Source organism: Streptomyces sp. NPDC050535 (assembly GCF_044457665.1).
Classification (GTDB): domain Bacteria; phylum Actinomycetota; class Actinomycetes; order Streptomycetales; family Streptomycetaceae; genus Streptomyces.
Genome location: NZ_JBITHE010000021.1, coordinates 125400 through 141758, shown reverse-complemented (window position 1 = coordinate 141758; position 16359 = coordinate 125400). Strand labels below are relative to the sequence as shown.

General features: G+C 67.9%; 14 protein-coding genes and 1 pseudogene. 10 read left to right on the top strand and 5 right to left on the bottom strand.

Going from position 1 to position 16359, the window contains the following annotated elements; genetic code table 11:
* Nucleotides 1-121: 121 nt before the first annotated feature.
* Nucleotides 122-301 carry a hypothetical protein gene (locus ACIBLC_RS33875; protein ID WP_399215197.1) on the top strand — a complete coding sequence of 60 codons (180 nt, stop codon included), beginning with the start codon at nucleotides 122-124 and terminating at the stop codon, nucleotides 299-301.
* Nucleotides 302-511: 210 nt separating this feature from the next.
* On the opposite strand, the gene ACIBLC_RS33870 is transcribed toward ACIBLC_RS33875, so the two are convergent.
* Nucleotides 512-1483 carry an aldo/keto reductase gene (locus tag ACIBLC_RS33870; RefSeq protein ID WP_399215196.1) on the bottom strand — a complete coding sequence of 324 codons (972 nt, stop codon included), beginning with the start codon at nucleotides 1481-1483 and terminating at the stop codon, nucleotides 512-514.
* Nucleotides 1484-1631: 148 nt separating this feature from the next.
* On the opposite strand from ACIBLC_RS33870, the gene ACIBLC_RS33865 reads away from it, so the two are divergent.
* The 4 genes from ACIBLC_RS33865 to ACIBLC_RS33850 all read left to right on the top strand — a co-directional run bounded on the left by ACIBLC_RS33865 (nucleotide 1632) and on the right by ACIBLC_RS33850 (nucleotide 4396).
* The gene (locus ACIBLC_RS33865) at nucleotides 1632-2237 is read left to right on the top strand and encodes a TetR/AcrR family transcriptional regulator (protein WP_399215195.1); all 606 of its coding nucleotides are present in this window, start codon (nucleotides 1632-1634) and stop codon (nucleotides 2235-2237) included.
* A gap of 200 nt (nucleotides 2238-2437) precedes the next feature.
* Nucleotides 2438-2830: an ester cyclase gene (locus ACIBLC_RS33860; RefSeq protein WP_399215194.1), complete on the top strand. Its 393-nt coding sequence runs from the start codon at nucleotides 2438-2440 to the stop codon at nucleotides 2828-2830.
* Nucleotides 2823-3920, top strand: a complete 1098-nt coding sequence (locus tag ACIBLC_RS33855; RefSeq protein ID WP_399215193.1) for a Gfo/Idh/MocA family protein — start codon at nucleotides 2823-2825, stop codon at nucleotides 3918-3920. The genes ACIBLC_RS33860 and ACIBLC_RS33855 overlap by 8 nt, the downstream gene beginning before the upstream one ends.
* A gap of 179 nt (nucleotides 3921-4099) precedes the next feature.
* The gene (locus ACIBLC_RS33850) at nucleotides 4100-4396 is read left to right on the top strand and encodes a hypothetical protein (protein WP_399215192.1); all 297 of its coding nucleotides are present in this window, start codon (nucleotides 4100-4102) and stop codon (nucleotides 4394-4396) included.
* Here ACIBLC_RS33850 and ACIBLC_RS33845 read toward each other — a convergent pair.
* A pseudogene (locus ACIBLC_RS33845) lies at nucleotides 4393-5212 on the bottom strand (IS5 family transposase). The gene ACIBLC_RS33850 and the pseudogene ACIBLC_RS33845 sit on opposite strands and share 4 nt — an antisense overlap.
* Nucleotides 5213-5323: 111 nt before the next feature.
* Nucleotides 5324-5860, bottom strand: a complete 537-nt coding sequence (locus ACIBLC_RS33840; protein ID WP_399215226.1) for a helix-turn-helix domain-containing protein — start codon at nucleotides 5858-5860, stop codon at nucleotides 5324-5326.
* A gap of 84 nt (nucleotides 5861-5944) precedes the next feature.
* On the opposite strand from ACIBLC_RS33840, the gene ACIBLC_RS33835 reads away from it, so the two are divergent.
* From ACIBLC_RS33835 to ACIBLC_RS33820, 4 genes are all read left to right on the top strand, one after another.
* On the top strand, nucleotides 5945-6802 hold the full coding sequence (locus ACIBLC_RS33835; protein WP_399215191.1) for a class I SAM-dependent methyltransferase: 858 nt from the start codon (nucleotides 5945-5947) through the stop codon (nucleotides 6800-6802).
* Nucleotides 6803-7435: 633 nt separating this feature from the next.
* Nucleotides 7436-7639, top strand: a complete 204-nt coding sequence (locus ACIBLC_RS33830; RefSeq protein WP_399215190.1) for a DUF6207 family protein — start codon at nucleotides 7436-7438, stop codon at nucleotides 7637-7639.
* A gap of 57 nt (nucleotides 7640-7696) precedes the next feature.
* A complete protein-coding gene (locus ACIBLC_RS33825) occupies nucleotides 7697-8224 on the top strand; it encodes a hypothetical protein (RefSeq protein WP_399215189.1) in 528 nt (175 codons plus the stop codon).
* Nucleotides 8225-8298: 74 nt separating this feature from the next.
* A complete protein-coding gene (locus ACIBLC_RS33820) occupies nucleotides 8299-9837 on the top strand; it encodes an ISKra4 family transposase (protein WP_399215188.1) in 1539 nt (512 codons plus the stop codon).
* A gap of 42 nt (nucleotides 9838-9879) precedes the next feature.
* Here ACIBLC_RS33820 and ACIBLC_RS33815 read toward each other — a convergent pair whose 3' ends face one another.
* The gene (locus ACIBLC_RS33815; protein WP_399215187.1) at nucleotides 9880-10530 is read right to left on the bottom strand and encodes a hypothetical protein; all 651 of its coding nucleotides are present in this window, start codon (nucleotides 10528-10530) and stop codon (nucleotides 9880-9882) included.
* A gap of 934 nt (nucleotides 10531-11464) precedes the next feature.
* Between ACIBLC_RS33815 and fxsT the strand changes: the two genes are divergently transcribed.
* On the top strand, nucleotides 11465-13522 hold the full coding sequence (gene fxsT / locus ACIBLC_RS33810) for an FxSxx-COOH system tetratricopeptide repeat protein (RefSeq protein WP_399215186.1): 2058 nt from the start codon (nucleotides 11465-11467) through the stop codon (nucleotides 13520-13522).
* Nucleotides 13523-13792: 270 nt separating this feature from the next.
* On the opposite strand, the gene ACIBLC_RS33805 is transcribed toward fxsT, so the two are convergent.
* On the bottom strand, nucleotides 13793-16282 hold the full coding sequence (locus ACIBLC_RS33805) for an MGH1-like glycoside hydrolase domain-containing protein (RefSeq protein ID WP_399215185.1): 2490 nt from the start codon (nucleotides 16280-16282) through the stop codon (nucleotides 13793-13795).
* Nucleotides 16283-16359 lie beyond the last annotated feature (77 nt).

Here is a 16359-nt window from a genome sequence, read left to right as displayed (position 1 = left end):
GCCAGGATCTTGCGGTAGTCAGCGGGCAGCGCGGCCTCCTCGCCCGTCCCGCCACCCGGGTCGCTGTCGGGGCGACGGCTGCGGCGGCCTCCGTCACAGCCTGGTCCTGTTCGGCCAGCCGGTGCAGGACCCGCTCGGCGATCACCAACTCCTCCCGCTCGGCCTGGACCTCCGCCAGCTGCTTGGCCAACTCCTCGGCGAGCGTGTCCAGTTCATTCCGGCGAGCCGTGATCCGCTCCAGCTTCAGCATCCCCACGCCCTCCCCGCGCTCTCCCGGCACCGGCCCGGTCAGGGATCGTAGGAGGAGCACGGCGGTCGGCGCAGCAGAACCCGACAACGGCCCTGGCGACAGGTCAGACGATATTCACCATGGACACCCGCCGACGACCAGCGCGAGTACCCCGCACACCAGATCCGTGACCTGCGTACTTCATGTTGCACAGTCTCATTGGGAATGCGGCACACTTCGCTCGGATGCCGACCCGCGGCGTGCGTGGTGGTACGTCTTCGATCAGCGGTCGATGGCGGCCATGTTGTCCGCGTCGTAGCGCTCGCCGGAGGCCGGGGGCAGGTCGTTCAGGCGGGTGACGTGGCTGGCGGTGAGCTCGATGTGGTCGGCGGCGGCGTTCTCCTCCAGCCGGGCGACTCGCTTGGTGCCGGGGATGGGCGCGATGTCGTCACCCTGGGCGAGCAGCCAGGCCAAGGCGACCTGCGCGGGCGTGGTGTCGATCTCGGCGGCTACGGCCCGGACCTCGTCGACGATTCGCAGGTTGCGTTCCAGGTTGCCGTCGGCGAAGCGGTGGTTGGTACGGCGCCAGTCGTCGGCGTCAAGATCGTTCAGGGAGCGGATGTTGCCGGTCAGGAAGCCGCGGCCAAGCGGGGAGTACGGCACGAAGCCGATACCCAGTTCGCGCAGGACGGGCAGGATCTCGGCCTCCGGGTCGCGGGTCCACAGCGAGTATTCGGACTGGACCGCGGTGACCGGATGCACGGCGTGAGCGCGGCGGATCGTGCCGGGGCCGGCCTCCGACAGGCCGATGTGGCGGATCTTGCCTTCGGTCACCAGTTCGGCCAGCGCGCCAACGGTCTCTTCGATGGGCGTGCCGGGGTCCACCCGGTGCTGGTAGTAGAGGTCGATGTAGTCGGTACCCAGGCGCTCCAGTGATCCCTCCACGGCCAGGCGGATGTTGGTCGGGGTGCTGTCCGGAGCCGAGCCATCGGTGTGGGAGATCAGTCCGAACTTGGTCGCCAGCACGACCTCGTCCCGGTGCCCCTGCACGGCCCGGCCGACCAGCTCCTCGTTGATGAAGGGGCCGTACCCCTCAGCGGTGTCGATATGAGTGACCCCGAGGTCCAGAGCGCGGTGGATCGTGCGGATCGACTCGTCGTCGAACTGGCCGGCGCCGGTGTAGAACGCCGACATTCCCATGGCTCCGAGACCGATGCGCGAGACCTTGAGGCTGCCGAGCGAAATGGTTTTCATGGCGCGGACTTCCCTTCCCATTAGTTCAGTACCGATCGGTGCAGAACAGTAGCACATCAAGACTGACCGGTACTGAACTGCGTTCGCCACCTTTTGGGGATAAAACTGCTGGCCAGCGGGGATCTGTACCGAGAGGTACGCTTGTGGCATGAGTAACTCCCGTAGGGCCGTCATGGGTCGGCCTCGAGGGTTCGACATCGACCAGGCGCTGGAACGGGCGATGCGGGTGTTCTGGGCGCGAGGTTACGAAGGTGCAAGCCTCGCTGAACTGACCGGCGCCATGGGGATCACCAAGACGAGCATGTATGCGGCCTTCGGCAACAAGGAGCAGTTGTTCCGCAAGGCCCTCCAGCGCTACGGCGCGGGGCCGGCCGCCTACGCCACGCGCGCCCTGGAGGAGCCCACCGCACGGGCTGTGGCCTTGGCGTTCCTCCGCGGAGCGGTCTGCACCACGACCCCTCCCGGCGGCCCATCCGGGTGCCTGACCGTGCAGGGTGCGCTGGCGTCGAGCGACGAGAGCCGAGCCGTCCACGACCTGCTTGTCGACTGGCGCAACGACGCGGGGGTCCGCCTTGAGGAGCGCTTCCGGCGCGCCGTCAACGAGGGTGATCTTCCGCGTAACGCCGACCCTCGGCGTCTTGCCCGGTTCATCATGACGATGGGTTTCGGCATCGCGGTGCAGGCCGCCAACGGCCTCGGTCCTGCCGAGCTCGATGGAGTCGTCGACACGGCGCTGCTCGGCTGGCCCGCCTAGCGGCTGCGCCCCTTCTCTCGCCCCGGTGAGACATCTCCTCACATGAGGGCCGTGACAGTGCGGGAAAACTTCGGTACCGTCCGGTACGGAAGTGTCGGGCAGTGGTCCTCCCCCTGCCGACGATCACCGCGACGAAACCGTCAAGGGCCGTCGCGAAACACCGAGCATGACCTCCGCTCCGGGGGCCGAAGAAGGGGATCATGTCCGACACCGACCTGCGCGAGTTCTACCTGCGCTACATCGGGGCGCTCAACGCACACGAGATCTCCCGCATGGACGAGTTCATCAACGACGAGACCACCCTGAACGGCGAGCCGGGCACTCGGGACCAGGTCATCGCTGTGCTGAACGGCGACATCGACGCGGTCCCGGACTTCCACTGGGAGCCCCGGGAGACCGCGGTCGATGGTGATCGCCTGGCCGCCCGTCTGACCAACACGGGCACGCCCGCCAAGGAGTGGCTCGGCGTGGCTCCCACCGGCGCCCCGTTCGAGATCGTCGAGTACGCCATCTATCAGGTTCGGGACGGGCGGTTCGTGCACATGACGGCCCTGCACGACGCCGAGACCCTGAGGCGGCAGCTCGGTGCCTGACCCCCGTAAGTCGATCGGCGTCGGCATCGTCGGCCTGAGCGCCACGGGAGGCTGGGCGGCCGGGGCTCACCTGCCCGCGCTGAGAGCCGTCGACGGGATCGAGCTTCGCGCGCTGGCGGCGAGCTCCGAAGCCTCGGCCCAGGCCGCGGGAGCGGCGTATGGCGTACCCGCGTACACGTCGGTCGAGCAGCTCGCCGGCGACGAGAACGTCGACCTCGTGGTTGTCGCCGTCAAAGTGCCCCAGCATCGCGAACTCGTGTTGCCCGTGCTGAAGGCGGGAGTGCCGGTGCTCTCCGAGTGGCCGCTCGCCGTCGACCTGCGCGAGGCCGAGGAGATGGAGCGTGCCGCCGGGACCACGCGCACCTTCGTCGGTCTTCAGGGACGCTCCTCGCCTACCTTCCGCTGGCTGGCCGACCTCGTGTCCGAAGGATTCGTGGGGGAAGTGCTCTCCGCCACCGTCGTGGCGTCTTCGACCGAATGGGGCACTCCAGTGTCTCCGAACATGGTCTACACGCTCGACCGCAAGCTCGGCGCCACGATGCTGACCATCGCGTTCGGACACGCGATCGACCTGGTGTCGATGGTCGTCGGCGAGCTTCAGGAAGTGGTCGCTACGACCGCGACCCGGCGCCGCCACGTTCCCCTCGGGCGCACCGGGCAGGTCGTTCCGATGACCGCCGAGGACCAGATCGCGATCTCGGGCACCGTGGCGGGCGGGGCGATCCTGTCCGTCCACCACCGTGGAGGCGCGGCATCGGGTGCAGGGTTCTCTCTGATCATCGACGGCACGGAGGGGAGGCTCGAGATTACCGCCGCCGAGTTCCCGCACATCGGTCCGGTCACGGTGTGTGGCACACGCAGCGGCGGTCGGCCTACGAAGGTCACGCTGCCCAGCGGCTACGACGACTATCCCGGTCTGGCCGGAACAGTGATCCACACGCTGGTGCACGCCTACGCCGCGATTCGGGACGACCTCATCCACGGAACGGCTGTCGCCCCGGACTTCACCCACGCCGTCAAGCGCCACCGACTCCTTGACGCGATCGTACGTTCCGCCGCCACAGGCCAGCGAAAAGCCCTCCATCCTTAGACACCGTTTCTGTTGATGGTCCTCCTGGCTGCGGTCGCGCTCGGGGCCCCTGCTAGAACCCAGGCATGGCTTACAGATTCACAGCCCGTGCGGTAGCTGCAGGAGTCGACCGCACCAGCGACGTCATGTAGGCGGGTGTCGCGGAGGACGACGGCGGCGAGGGCTTCTTTCTCCTGTTCATGAGCAACATCGGCGAACCGTCTCGTCAGAACGTGTCGCTCGGCCTCGACACGTACTGCCTGGTGACTCAAGGCCAGGGCACGGCCTATGGATGTGTCCACGAGGTGGTCCTGTCGGACAACCTGCTCACTGTGTCGCTGGCCCCTGCTTCGTTGGATGACTTGGAGTTGGAGAACGCGGAGATCGAGGCACTGCTCGATGCTCCTGAAGAGGACATCGAGCGACTGCGGGAGGTGCTTGTGCAGGTGCTGGCGTTCGGGCGCGAGGACGCCCGTCCCCGACGTGTCGATCTCTAGGCCCGCTCCTGCGTCGTCAGCCGGCGGTGGCAGATGAGGGCTGCGGCGATGCCGACGAAGGCCAGAAAGTGCTCGGGCCTGCGTTCGTAGCGGCGGTGCAGGCGCCGACAGCCTGCCAGCCACGACACTGTTCGCTCTACGACCCAGCGGTGGCGGCCCAGCCGCTGCGAGGACTCGATGCCCTTGCGGGCGATGCGGTGGGCGATCCCGCGCTTGCGGAGCCATCGGCGCAGGTGGTCTGAGTCGTAGCCCTTGTCGGCGTGCAGATTCGCCGGCCGTCGGCGACGGGGACCGCGGCGGGAACGGATGGGAGGAATGCCGCGCACGAGCGGTTCAAGGCCCTGGCTGTCGTGCAGGTTGGTGCCGGAGACGCCCAGCGACAGGGGCAGTCCGTTGCGGTCCGTGATCAGGTGGATTTTCGATCCCGGTTTGCCGCGGTCGGTCGGATTCGGTCCGGTCAGCGGCCCCCTTTTGCCGCCCGGACGCTGACGGAGTCGATCGCGCACCGCGACCAGTCCAGCTCGCCTCTGGCGCCGAGTTCATCCAGGACGACGCGATGGAGCTTCGCCCACACCCGGGCCCGGCTCCACTGGGCGAAGCGCCGGTAGACCGTGGGCCAGGCCGGTCCGAACACCGGCGGGAGCTGCCGCCACGTGCACCCGAGGTAGCCACGAAAATGATCGCCGCCAGGGCCGCGCGGTCACCCGACCGCCGCTTACCCCCGCCCTGCGGGCGCTTCACCTCCGTCGGCGGCACCACCCGCCGGAACAACACCCACAACTCGTCCGGCACCAGCCGCTCAACCAGATCCCTCATGCACGGCCCAACGCACCACTACACCATCAGAAACGGTGTCTAATGCACGGACCACGGCTGCCTCCGTCCCCGGACAACGAGCTGGAGGCGGCCGTCGCTGCTGAGGTCAGCTCAGGTGTGGAGATGGTTGCGTTCGCCGTTGTGGTCGAGGATCACCAGGATCTCGGCGGGCCCGCGGTCGCTGCGGATGGCGTGCGGGGTCATGGTGGAGAACGAGGCAGCCTGACCGGTCTCGACGCGAATGACGCGTTCGCCTAGGTACAGGACGATGGTGCCGGACAGCACGGTGAACCAGTCCCTGCCAGGATGGACGCCCAAGTCGTCGGGGATGACGCTGCCCGCCTGGTCGGTGATGCGCATCTTGGCGACAGTCAGCCCCTGGGCACCGTCGTCCTTGGTGAGGAGCCAGGTGGTCAGTCCGCGGGTCTCGTCGCGGTCAGGCCGGATGACGACGTCGGAGTCATCCGGGGACTCGACGAGCTCGTCGAGCGACTTGCCCATCGCTCCGGAGATGGCAGTGAGCTGATCGAGACTGATGCGGCGATGTCCGGTCTCAATGCGGCTCAGCTGCGACGGACTGATGCCCGCACGCTCAGCGAGGTTGTCCAGCGACCAGCCGCGCGCCTTGCGCAAGGACCTGATCCGCATCCTGACGGTGGCGTCCAATGTCGTTTCTTGCTCCACCGGCAAGAGCCTATGACATCGAGGCAATGATCGCCTTACCGTCGCAGCATGAACACACACCCCGATGCCCACGGCCATACAGGACACGAGAGGGCGACTGGCTCCGACATGGCGATGGCGCACCTGCTGGAACTGGACGCCGAAGTCCTCGCTTCCTACATCGCGGAGTTGACCGGCCGGCTCGCGGAACTCACACCCTCCCCACCGGCCCGGATCCTGGACCTGGGCAGCGGTCCCGGCACCGGCAGCCTCGCCCTCACCCGCCAGTTTCCATCGGCGCATGTGACGGCAGCGGATATCTCCCCCCAGATGCTGCACCGCCTGCACAAGCAGGCCGCCGCACATGGCGTCGCTGAGCGAATCAACACCCTGGAAACGAACCTCGACAAGCCCTGGACCGAGATAAGTGAGCGCGGGCCGTACGACCTGATCTGGGCCGCCGCGTTCCTCCACCACGTGGCTGACCCAGCCCGCACCTTCACCCAGGCTTTCGAGCAGCTGCGCCCGCGCGGGCTCATCGCCGTCACCGAGATGGACTTCTTCCCCCTGTTCCTGCCCGAGGACACCGGCATCGGCAGGCCCGGCCTTGAGGCCCGCCTGCACGCCGCCACGAATGCTCAGCCGCCCCACGAGTGGGCCGGCTTCCTGACGGACGCCGGATTCACCGTTGAGGAGCGGCGCCCCTTCGAGATCCGTCTCGACTACGCCCAGATAGGGCCGTCCCTGAACGCCTACGCACAGATCTGCCTGGCCAAGCTGCGCTCCCACGCCACTGACGTCTTGGAGGCGGACGACCTGGCCGCCTTGGACGCCCTGCTGGACGAAACCCAGCCGCACAGCATCGCGCGCCGCGACGACCTGAGCGTCCACACCACCCGAACCACCTGGATCGCCCGCCGCCCCTGACGGTCCGTTCGTGAAGGACGCCACCACCGCGCAGTTCTCGACGACGCGACCGACGGCACTCGCCGCGCGCCCAAGGCCGCAACATCGCCCCTAAAGTGTGAGGTGCACGCGACCTGCCCCGCACGCTCCGGCAAAGAAGGCGCCGGCGTGGACTGCCGATGGTGGCCCTTCATGCTGCCTGTGTTCGTCCAGGTCAGGGCCTTCTTCCTCGTCCCGTTCACCCGCAATATCCGCTTCGCCTTCACCGACTGGAGCGGCTACGCCGTCGAGGACGACATTGCGGCCATGAAGCGCGAGCGGGAGGCGGAACGTCAAGACGCGCGCAACGTGCGCCGGTTGGCACTCACGGCTCTTGTCGCCCCAGTGGTGGTTGGGGTCAACGTGGCCGTTGCCGTCGGGAAAGTCGGAGTCCAGAGATCGATTGCCAGGCTTCTGGGGTGTGACGGCTTTGTCGCACCAGGAGGCGCCAGCCGGGCCGATCGCGCCAGTCAAGCACCTCACCCAGGAGGCGAGACCGCGCCTGGCCGACCACGGCGAGCGCCGCCGACGTCCTCCGCGGGCGACGGGCCCCGGGGACTTACCCGGCCGAGGTAAGTCGATTCCCTGGAAGGACCTTGGGAGCACCTGCACTGCATGCCGGACATGAGACAGTTCAAGGAAGTGCGTGTGGCACTGCCTGTAGTGGCTGTAGTGGCCGTCGTAGCCGCGGACGACGCTACGGCATTCGCCCTCTCAGGCCAGGGAGTACGTCCAGTGCAGGACTGTGCCGACCGTACGAACTGGATCCTAGACGGGTGCGGATCCTTTCGAGGGATAGCTGAGCTGGGAAGATGCTGATTGACGTGTGGGCGGTGTCGTCGTACTTCTACCGTGGCGAGGTGGAGGTGGGGCGCGATGGTGTCGTTGCCGGAAGAACTTCAGGCGCGGGAGGCCGCGGCTCGACAGCGGGTGGAAGAACTCCAGGCCGAGGCTGCGGAGTTGGCTATCCGGCTGGAGAGGGCCCGGGCTGATCTGTCGCGGTTGGAGATCACGCGGGAGACCGTGATGGAGGTGCTGGCGGACTTGTCGGCTGCGGACGTGGCGCCGGAGGTGGAGGCGCACGATGCGCCGGAACCCAGGGAAACGCCGGCTCCTCACGGTATCGGGGTGATGGCGGTGCCGCCGTGGCGGGAGGGCCTGGTCGCTGGGGTGCTGCCGGACGTGTACCGGGACATCGTGGAGATCGTCGCTGATGCTCCGGGTCCATTGCAGGCCAAGCAGATCGTGCCGCGGATCGGACTGGAGGCCACCACGGCGAAGATCGAGGGGACGCGGGGGAAGCTGAAGCGTTTGGTGGAGCGGGGGTGGCTGGACGAGGACACGCCGGGACGGTTCACCCTCGCCCGCCATGACGGGGACGCCGGTCACGTCAACTCCCGGTGACCAAGGGGCTCTTCTCCGTAGATTCGAAGGTGCCAACCGAACGAACCGCAAGAAGAGCCGAAGAAGAGCCCCAGATGGAACCCTATGACGCCTTACTCGAGCCTGAAGGGTATGCCGCCTCCCGTGATGCCTTCGAACGCCTCGGCTCGACGCTGGCCGACGCCCCGGCGCGGAATATGGCCCATGACGAGCTGGAGGGCCTGCTCGAACAGCAAGGACGCGAACTGCTGCGGCAGTTGATGCAGGATCACCTCGATCTGCGTGCGAGGACGGAAGAAACGGCGAGTCGCATCAGCGTGGAACGGCCGGTGGTGCGCGGGCCGGAAGGACGGCCTCGGACCTGGCGGGAGAGCAACCATCCCCGCTGGCTGACCTGCGTGTTCGGGCCGGTACGGGTGAACAGGATCGCCTACCGCGGCCGGGGCGTGTCCAACGTGCACCCGGCCGACGAAGCGTTGTCGCTGCCCGCCGGCCGGCACTCCCGCGGCCTGGCCCGGCTCGCGGTCCTGGAAGCCGTGAGAGGCTCCTTCGACCAGGCCCAGGCCGCGATCGAGCGACGATGCGGAAGAGTGCTGGGCAAGCGCCGCCTCGAAGAGCTGGTGATCGCCGCGGCCGTCGACATCGCCGCCTACTACGCGATGAAGATCCCCACCCCGTGCACCCGTGAGATGCCGCTGGTCCTCCAGGTCGACGGCAAAGGCGTGGTGATGCGCCCCGAAGCCCTGCGCGAGGCCACCCGTCGGGCCGCAGCCAAGACCGCGGCGGCCGGACGGCGCGGACGCCTGGCTCCCGGGGAGAAACCCAACCGCAAGCGCATGGCAACGGTGGCCTGCGTCTTCGACACCGCACCTGCCCCGCGCCGGCCGCACGACATCGTGCATCCGCCCGGCGGCCGCAGCGAGAGCCGGACGCCGAGGCCGGGTCCGAAAGCGGAGCGCAAATGGTGCACCGCCTCGGTGATCCGTCCTCCGGAGCAGGTCATCACCGACGCCTTCGACCAGGCCCAGGCCCGCGACCCGCAGCATCTGCGGGACTGGATCGTGCTCGTCGACGGCGCCCGCCACCAACTCGACCTGATCCAGGACGAAGCCTCCCGCCGCGGCATCCGCCTGCACGTCCTGCTCGACTTCGTCCACGTCGCCGAGTACTGCTGGACGGCCGCGCACGCCTTCCATCCTCCCGGCAGCCGGGAGGCCGAGACCTGGGCCGCGGACAAACTCACCGCGATCCTCGCCGGACACGCCGACCGCGCCGCCACCGAGATGACCGCCCAGGCCGCAGCCGAACAGCTTCCCGCCACCCGCCGCGAGGCCGTCACCACCTGCCACCGCTACCTCACCGGCCACCTGGACCAACTCCACTACGACACCGTCCTCGCAGCCGGCTGGCCCATCGCCACCGGCGCCGTCGAAGGCGCCTGCCGCCACCTGATCGCCGACCGCCTCGACATCACCGGCGCCCGCTGGGGACTCGACGGCGCCGAAGCCGTCCTCCGACTCCGCGCACTGATAACGAACGGCGACTTCGAGGACTACTGGATCTTCCACACGGCCCGCGAACATCAACGCCTCTACCCCAGCCCCGACCAGCAGAACTACAGCCTCACCGCCTGATCACGGCGGTCGTTCGAAACGAACTGCACTCCGCCGCCGACCTTACTTGGGGCGACGGCCGCCGAGAGCGCGCGCGAGTTCGCCGACCGGCGCCAGCATGTGTCCGCCATCGCCCGCGCACCACCACACAACCTCGCGATCGCGCTCCGAGGCGTGGACGCCGAGGTCATGCCCGGGGCACACCGGCCATACCTGCCAGGTCCATTCGAGCAGGCTCTCCTGGATCAGGATCGCCAGGCCGGTCAATGCCATGGCTGGGTCGTCGCACATGTTCGGCAGGATGGGGCCGTCCCAGTTGAGCCGTTCGCCGTCGGCAAGACGGACACCGGCTCCCACCGGGAACCAGTCCTCCAGGATCTCGATCTCCGGTTCGCCTTCGATCCCACGCGTGGGCAGGTCGCGGGCTACGACTCGCAGTGCGGCGCGCAACGTCTCCAAACGTTCGGGGGCGAGGTCGAAGCCGGGGTCGAAGCCCACGTCGTCCAGGATGCGCCGGGCCAGGACGGTCATCTCCGCCTGCGGCACCTCGGCCGGGTTCCGCTCGACGACCTCCAGGACGGCGTCGGTGTGATGGAACCAGTCGAGCAGTTCGCAGGCGAGAGCGACGGCGTCCTGTGGGTCAAGGCTGTCCTCGCGCACGCCGAGGTAGACCCTTCGCATCAACTGTTCGGTATCCGCTTCGTACTCAGCCATGGTGTCTCTCACCGGCCCAGTATCCCGACGAAGCACGGTTCCCCGCCGCATGGTTTTCCAGCATGACGTCTGACCCACTCACCAGCGGAACCATGACCCCACAACTTGATCGCGGCCGTCACTAGAAAGGAACCGCACCCATCAGGGATCGGGACGGGAAGTTCCTACGGCCGTTCGATGAGGTGCTCTGGAGGCGTTTGCGTGTGCGGGCAGGTGGCAAACAGGGCCCGGCGCATGATGCCCGGTCGTCCTGCGGATAGGCAGACTTGACCATGTCTTCGGGGCCACCATGGGGCATGACGGGTTGGCGGCGGGTGTGTTGGTGGGGGCTTGCTCTGCTGGGAGTGGGTGCGGCTGTGTGGCTGTTGGTCTGGGTGACGGCCGCGCACCCGGAAGGATCCGGTCAGGCCTGGGGCGTCGCCGGGTCGGTGGCCGGGGTGGCCGCGGTGGGAGTTTCGCTGTGGCAACTGCACGTGCCGGCCTCCGGCCCCGCCCCGGTGGGCGGTCCCCCTGCGACAGCACCCGGCCCCGTACCGCCGCCCGCGCCTGCGGAGCCGGTGACCGGTGCGCGGGGAGCGATCGTGGCACGGGGGAATGTGAAAGGAGCCTCGACCCGAACCACCGGGCCGACACCGCCCGCCTCCGCGGCGGCTCCGCCCGGTGGTTCGCCGGGGTTGACCGGCAGCGACGGTGCGATCGTCGCGGGCGGGGACGTCGACGACTCGCATACGGAGTACCACCCGTGAGGATCAGGAAGCCCAGGAAGGCATCGGGTCAGCCGGTGGAGCCCGCTAGGTTCCGAGGGACCGATGGCGCGATCGTCGCAGGCGGCGACGTGACCGGCTCGTCGACACTGTCCATCAAGGTAGAGCAGGCGCTCGTACTCCCTCCAGAGGCGTATGCGCCGATCCCGGACGATGCTGCGGACTGCGGAGTGTCGAACATCGGGACCAGGCTGTTCGTCGGCCGCACCGATGAACTCGCAGAGCTGGAGGAGGCGTTCACCCGCCCCGGTGAGGTCGTCGTGCACGCGGTACACGGGCTGGGCGGAGTCGGCAAGTCGGCGCTCGCCGCGCGCTGGGCGGCCCGACGGCACGAGAAGGTGCGGTGGTGGATCACCGTCGACGACGCGGGCGTGGACGCGGTCGATGCGGGGATGGGCTCCCTCGCGCGGGCCCTGCAGCCCGGGCTGGCCGGGATGCCCGCCGAGTTGCAGACCGAACGAGCGGTGGCCTGGCTCGCCACCCATGACGGTTGGCTGCTCGTGCTGGACAACGTCAAGGAACCCGGACATATCCACCCCCTCCTGGATCGCATGCCTGTCGGCCGCGGCCGGTTCCTAGTCACCACTCGCCGTGCGACCGGCTGGCACGACGACGCGACCACCATTCGCCTCGGTGTGTTCAACCCGGCCGACGCAGTCGACCTTTTTACCCGCATCCTCACCCACCAAGGCCTCCGTGATGCCGATGGCGCCGACACCCTGTGCGAAGAACTCGGCTACCTGGCCCTGGCGGTGAGACAGGCCGCTGCGTTCTGCGCCGAGACCGGGATCAACCCTCGCGCCTACCTGGACATGCTGGCGCGGTGGCCCGCCACGATGTTCGCCGCCGAGGGCGGCGGCTCCGAACGGACCATTGCCCGGATCTGGCGCCTCACCCTGGGCCACTTGGAAGGCACCCCCCTCGCCGGCGACATCCTGCGGATCCTGGCCTGGTACGCCCCCGACAACATCCCCCGTGACCTACTCCACGGCCTCGCCGAACGGCCCCAACTCGCCGCCGCGGTAGGCCGACTCGTCGCATACAGCATGATCACCGACAACCACGACGGCAGCCTGAGCGTCCACCGCCTCGTCCAGGCCCTCGCCCGCACCCCCGACCCCCACGACCCCCATCGCCTTCCCAAAGCCATCGATCACGCCCGAGGCCAAGCCACCGCCTGCCTCGCGGACACCTTCCCCGCCGACGTCGACCGGCCCGAGACCTGGCCTCGGTGCAGGGCCCTCCTCCCGCACATCGACTCTCTTACCCGCCACCACACCGCCGGCCACGACACCGCCCACACCGCCTACGCCCTCGACCGAGCCGCCACATACCGAATCGGACAGGGCGCACTCGCCCCCACCATCCCCGCTCTTCGACGTGCCCTCGCCGCCCAGGAGCGGGTGTCGGGCGTAGATCACCCCGACACGTTGCACTCGCGCAATAACCTCGCATACGCGTACCGGCAGGCGGGGGACCTGGACCGGGCCATCGCCCTACACGAACGCACCCTCGCAGAGCGGGAGCGAGTACTGGGTGAAGACCACCCCGACACTCTGCACACGCGCAACCTCCTCGCGGGCGCGTACCGGATGGCGGGGAACCTGGACCGGGCCATCCCCTTGTACAAGCGCACCCTCGCAGAGCGGGAGCGAGTATTGGGCGTAGATCACCCCGATACTCTGCATACGCGCAATAACCTCGCATCCGCGTACCGGCAGGCGGGGGACCTGGACCGGGCCATCGCCCTACACGAACGCACCCTCGCGGACAGCGAACGAGTACTGGGCGAAGACCACCCCGACACCCTCCACTCGCGCAATCTCCTCGCGTATGCGTACCGGGAGGCGGGGGACCTGGACCGGGCTATCCCCCTGCACGAACGCACCCTCGCAGAGCGGGAGCGAGTACTGGGTGAAAACCACCCCGACACCCTGCACACGCGCAACAACCTCGCGTATGCGTACCGGATGGCGGGGGACCTGGACCGGGCCGTCGCCCTGCACGAACGTACCCTCGCAGAGCGGGAGCGAATACTGGGCGAAGACCACCCCGACCTCCTGCATACGCGCAACAACCTCGCATCCGCGTACCGGGAGGCGGGGGACCTGGACCGGGCCATCACCCTGTACGAACGCACCCTCGCGGACAGTAAACGGGCGTTGAGCCCAGGCCATCCGATGATCGCGAAAGTGCGGGCGAACCTGGAACGGGCGCGGTCCACGTAGCGGTTCCGGAGGCGGCCGTTGGGCGGATGTAGTCATCTGGAGGGCATCGCCGCGATCCGTGACTTCCAGGCAGTCGATCTTGATCCGGCCCCGAGCGTGACCTTGCGGTTTCGAAACGATCTATGCGGTGCTCAGCTCGGCCGGTCAGGCAAATGCCCAGCTCGGCCTGTCCCTTGAAAGGAGCCACACCCATCCTAGACCTGCGCCGCAATGGCCATCGGTCCGTTGGCGCTGTCGATCAGCCAGGCGTCCACAGCCTTTGCCCGTACGTCAGCCGGCCTGGGCTTGGACGACGCTGCTGCTGGTGAACTGCTGCTTCCTGCCGCCTAGTGAGTGGACGAGCAGGCGCAGGGGCCGCGGCAGATCCCGGGGGAGGTCGGCGGGTGCGGTGACCAGCCAGTGTGTGCGCATTGTCCTGCCTGCCGCGAGGGCAGTGGGCCGGGTTTTCCGCGTGGGGACGGCTTTCCAGCCGTCGGGGACGAGTAGTTCCGGAGTGACGACCGCGGTGGCCCGCGCTGTAACAGTGGTGGTGATAAGTGCCGGTGTGCCCGGTTCTATGAGGACGGGACCATCCGATGGTGTCCCGATGGAGAGGGTGAGCCGGGGGTCCTGCATCCGCCATGACTGCCAAGCGGTAACTCCCACGGCACTGCCCGAGGTGCGTGTGGCGGTCAGCCTGAGCGCACTGGTCGTGACGGCCGACCGCAGCAGAATCCGGTTGAGGGTTCCCTTGCCCGGAGTCTGTGGGGTGCGTTCCTGACCGGGTAGGAGGTGCCATCCACCGAGCTCATCGAGGTACTCGAGTTCGAAGGTGTCAGGCGTGCGGACACCGCCGCCGTCGTCGTAGAAGGCGATCCGCAGGTCGGACACAGGTGTGGGGACACCGAAGTCCACAGTCAGCCAGTCACCGGCGTTGGGACTGCCGTAGTTGGTCCACCGCGAAGACGGAGTGTCGATGTGGAGGTCTTGTCCGTCGGTGGCCTTGGCTGGGCTGTCGAGGGGGAAGGTGTAGGAGGCGCGTGCGAGGGGGTAGCCCTTCTGCTCGACGTTCGCCAGGTCGTCGACCTCATGGGCAAGGGTGTGCAGCACGGTCTCGCCGATGCTGAGCGTCACCGGCTCCAGTCCGGTCTGACGGTGTATCTGCCGGCCGTCGAGCCATACGGTCAGACCGGCCCCGTGTCCGTAGTAGCGGCCGCTGCTGTCGAAGAGCACGCTGAGGTTGTGCCCGTGGTAGGGGAGGTTCTCCACGGCGAAGTGGTCCCAGTCCCGCGGTACCAGCGGGGCGATGGTGACGGTGGCGTCGGGCTGGGAACGGACGCCGAGGAGCCCGGAGAGCACCAGATCGTTGAAGGTGGAGTGGTTGTAGTCCTCACTGTGCCCACGGCTGTCGTAGATCCAGCGGTCCTCGTCAGGGTGGTGTGCCTCGGCGACGTACGGTTTGCCGTCTTTACGGTGGGACAGGGCATAGGCGCGGAGCACGGCGTAGTAACCGGCGCGGTCGACGTGGGACTGAACCGGATAGTCGATGAGAAGGTTGGCCAGGGCGGTGAGGGTCTGGCTGGTGGCGTACGGCCAGCTCGGGCCGTTCCAGCGGCAGCAGCCTTCCAGGGCCTGGTACATGAACCACTTGCTGCGCCGTTCGACGGTGGTAGGGCCGAAAGGCGCCATAAATCCGTCAGGATGAAGGAGTTGCGCCCATGCTGCCGAGTTTTCCGCCGGCGCCATGTGGAAGTACCAGGGCAGGAAGCCGATTTGCTCACGGTCGGCGATTCTGTGCCGTTGGGGATTGTTGTCCCGCATGACGTGCTTGTAGAACTGGTCCTCCGCGTCCCACAACCACCGCTCCTGATTCGTTTGGAGGGCACGGGCGCGGTCGTCGTAGCGGTCTGCCTTCACGGCATCACCTCTCTGGCCGCGACGCCGCAGGAGTGCGGCAATCGCCCTGGCATCGCCGTACTGGTAGGCATTGAGAGTGGGTCGAAACCCGTCCCCGCCGTGGTAAGGGTCGTCACTCTGGTGAGAGCTTGCGGTGTACTCCATCGCGTCCCACACCGGTGTCTGCCAATAGAGACCGACGGCGTCGTCGAACTGCGGGGCCCATCTCTCCCATTGACGTTCCAGTACGTCCAGCAGGCCCAAGGCGTGGTCCCATCGACCGTCCGTCGACGCCCGGGCCACGACGGCGTCCGCGATCCAGAAGGAGTACTGGTGCGCCCAGTCGGTGGTGTTCTTGTTGAGGAAGTCCACAGCCGGTTTGGGTCCTGAGCCACTGCCACGCAGCCAGTAGCCGATGTAGTCGTCGAGGTAGCGATAGTCGCGCAGCCAGCGGGCCTCGCGGATGTGATGGGCGGCAGCGGCGACGATCCCCCCGTGCGGCGCGGAGTAGCCGACCGGACCCAGGAACTCCGAGAGGATCCACCCCTCCTGAGGTCCGGTGTACTTCAGCGCGTGCTTGGTCACGCGCCAGCGGTAGTAGTAGGTGTCCCGTATAGCGGCGTCAGGCAGGTCGACGAAGGGGATATTCGCCTCGTACCACTCTGCCTCCGGCAGGTCCCCGAGCAGCGCCTTGTGGTCGAGGAAAGCCGTTCCCGGACCCACCTCCGGATATACCGCAGGAGTGAACGACCGCTCGCCGACCGCGTGCGCCGTTCCCGAACGGCTGCTCGCCGCCTCCGCTCGGGGCGGTACCGCCCCGCTCAGGGCCACCGCGCCGAGGGCCGCAGCGCCGCTGTAGAGAAGTCGCCGACGATCGAGATCCATGCGCGTACTCCTTCTGCGAGAACGAGTGGACAGAGCTGTCCGGGCGCCTGACGGACCGTGCCGGACAGCTCTGCCTG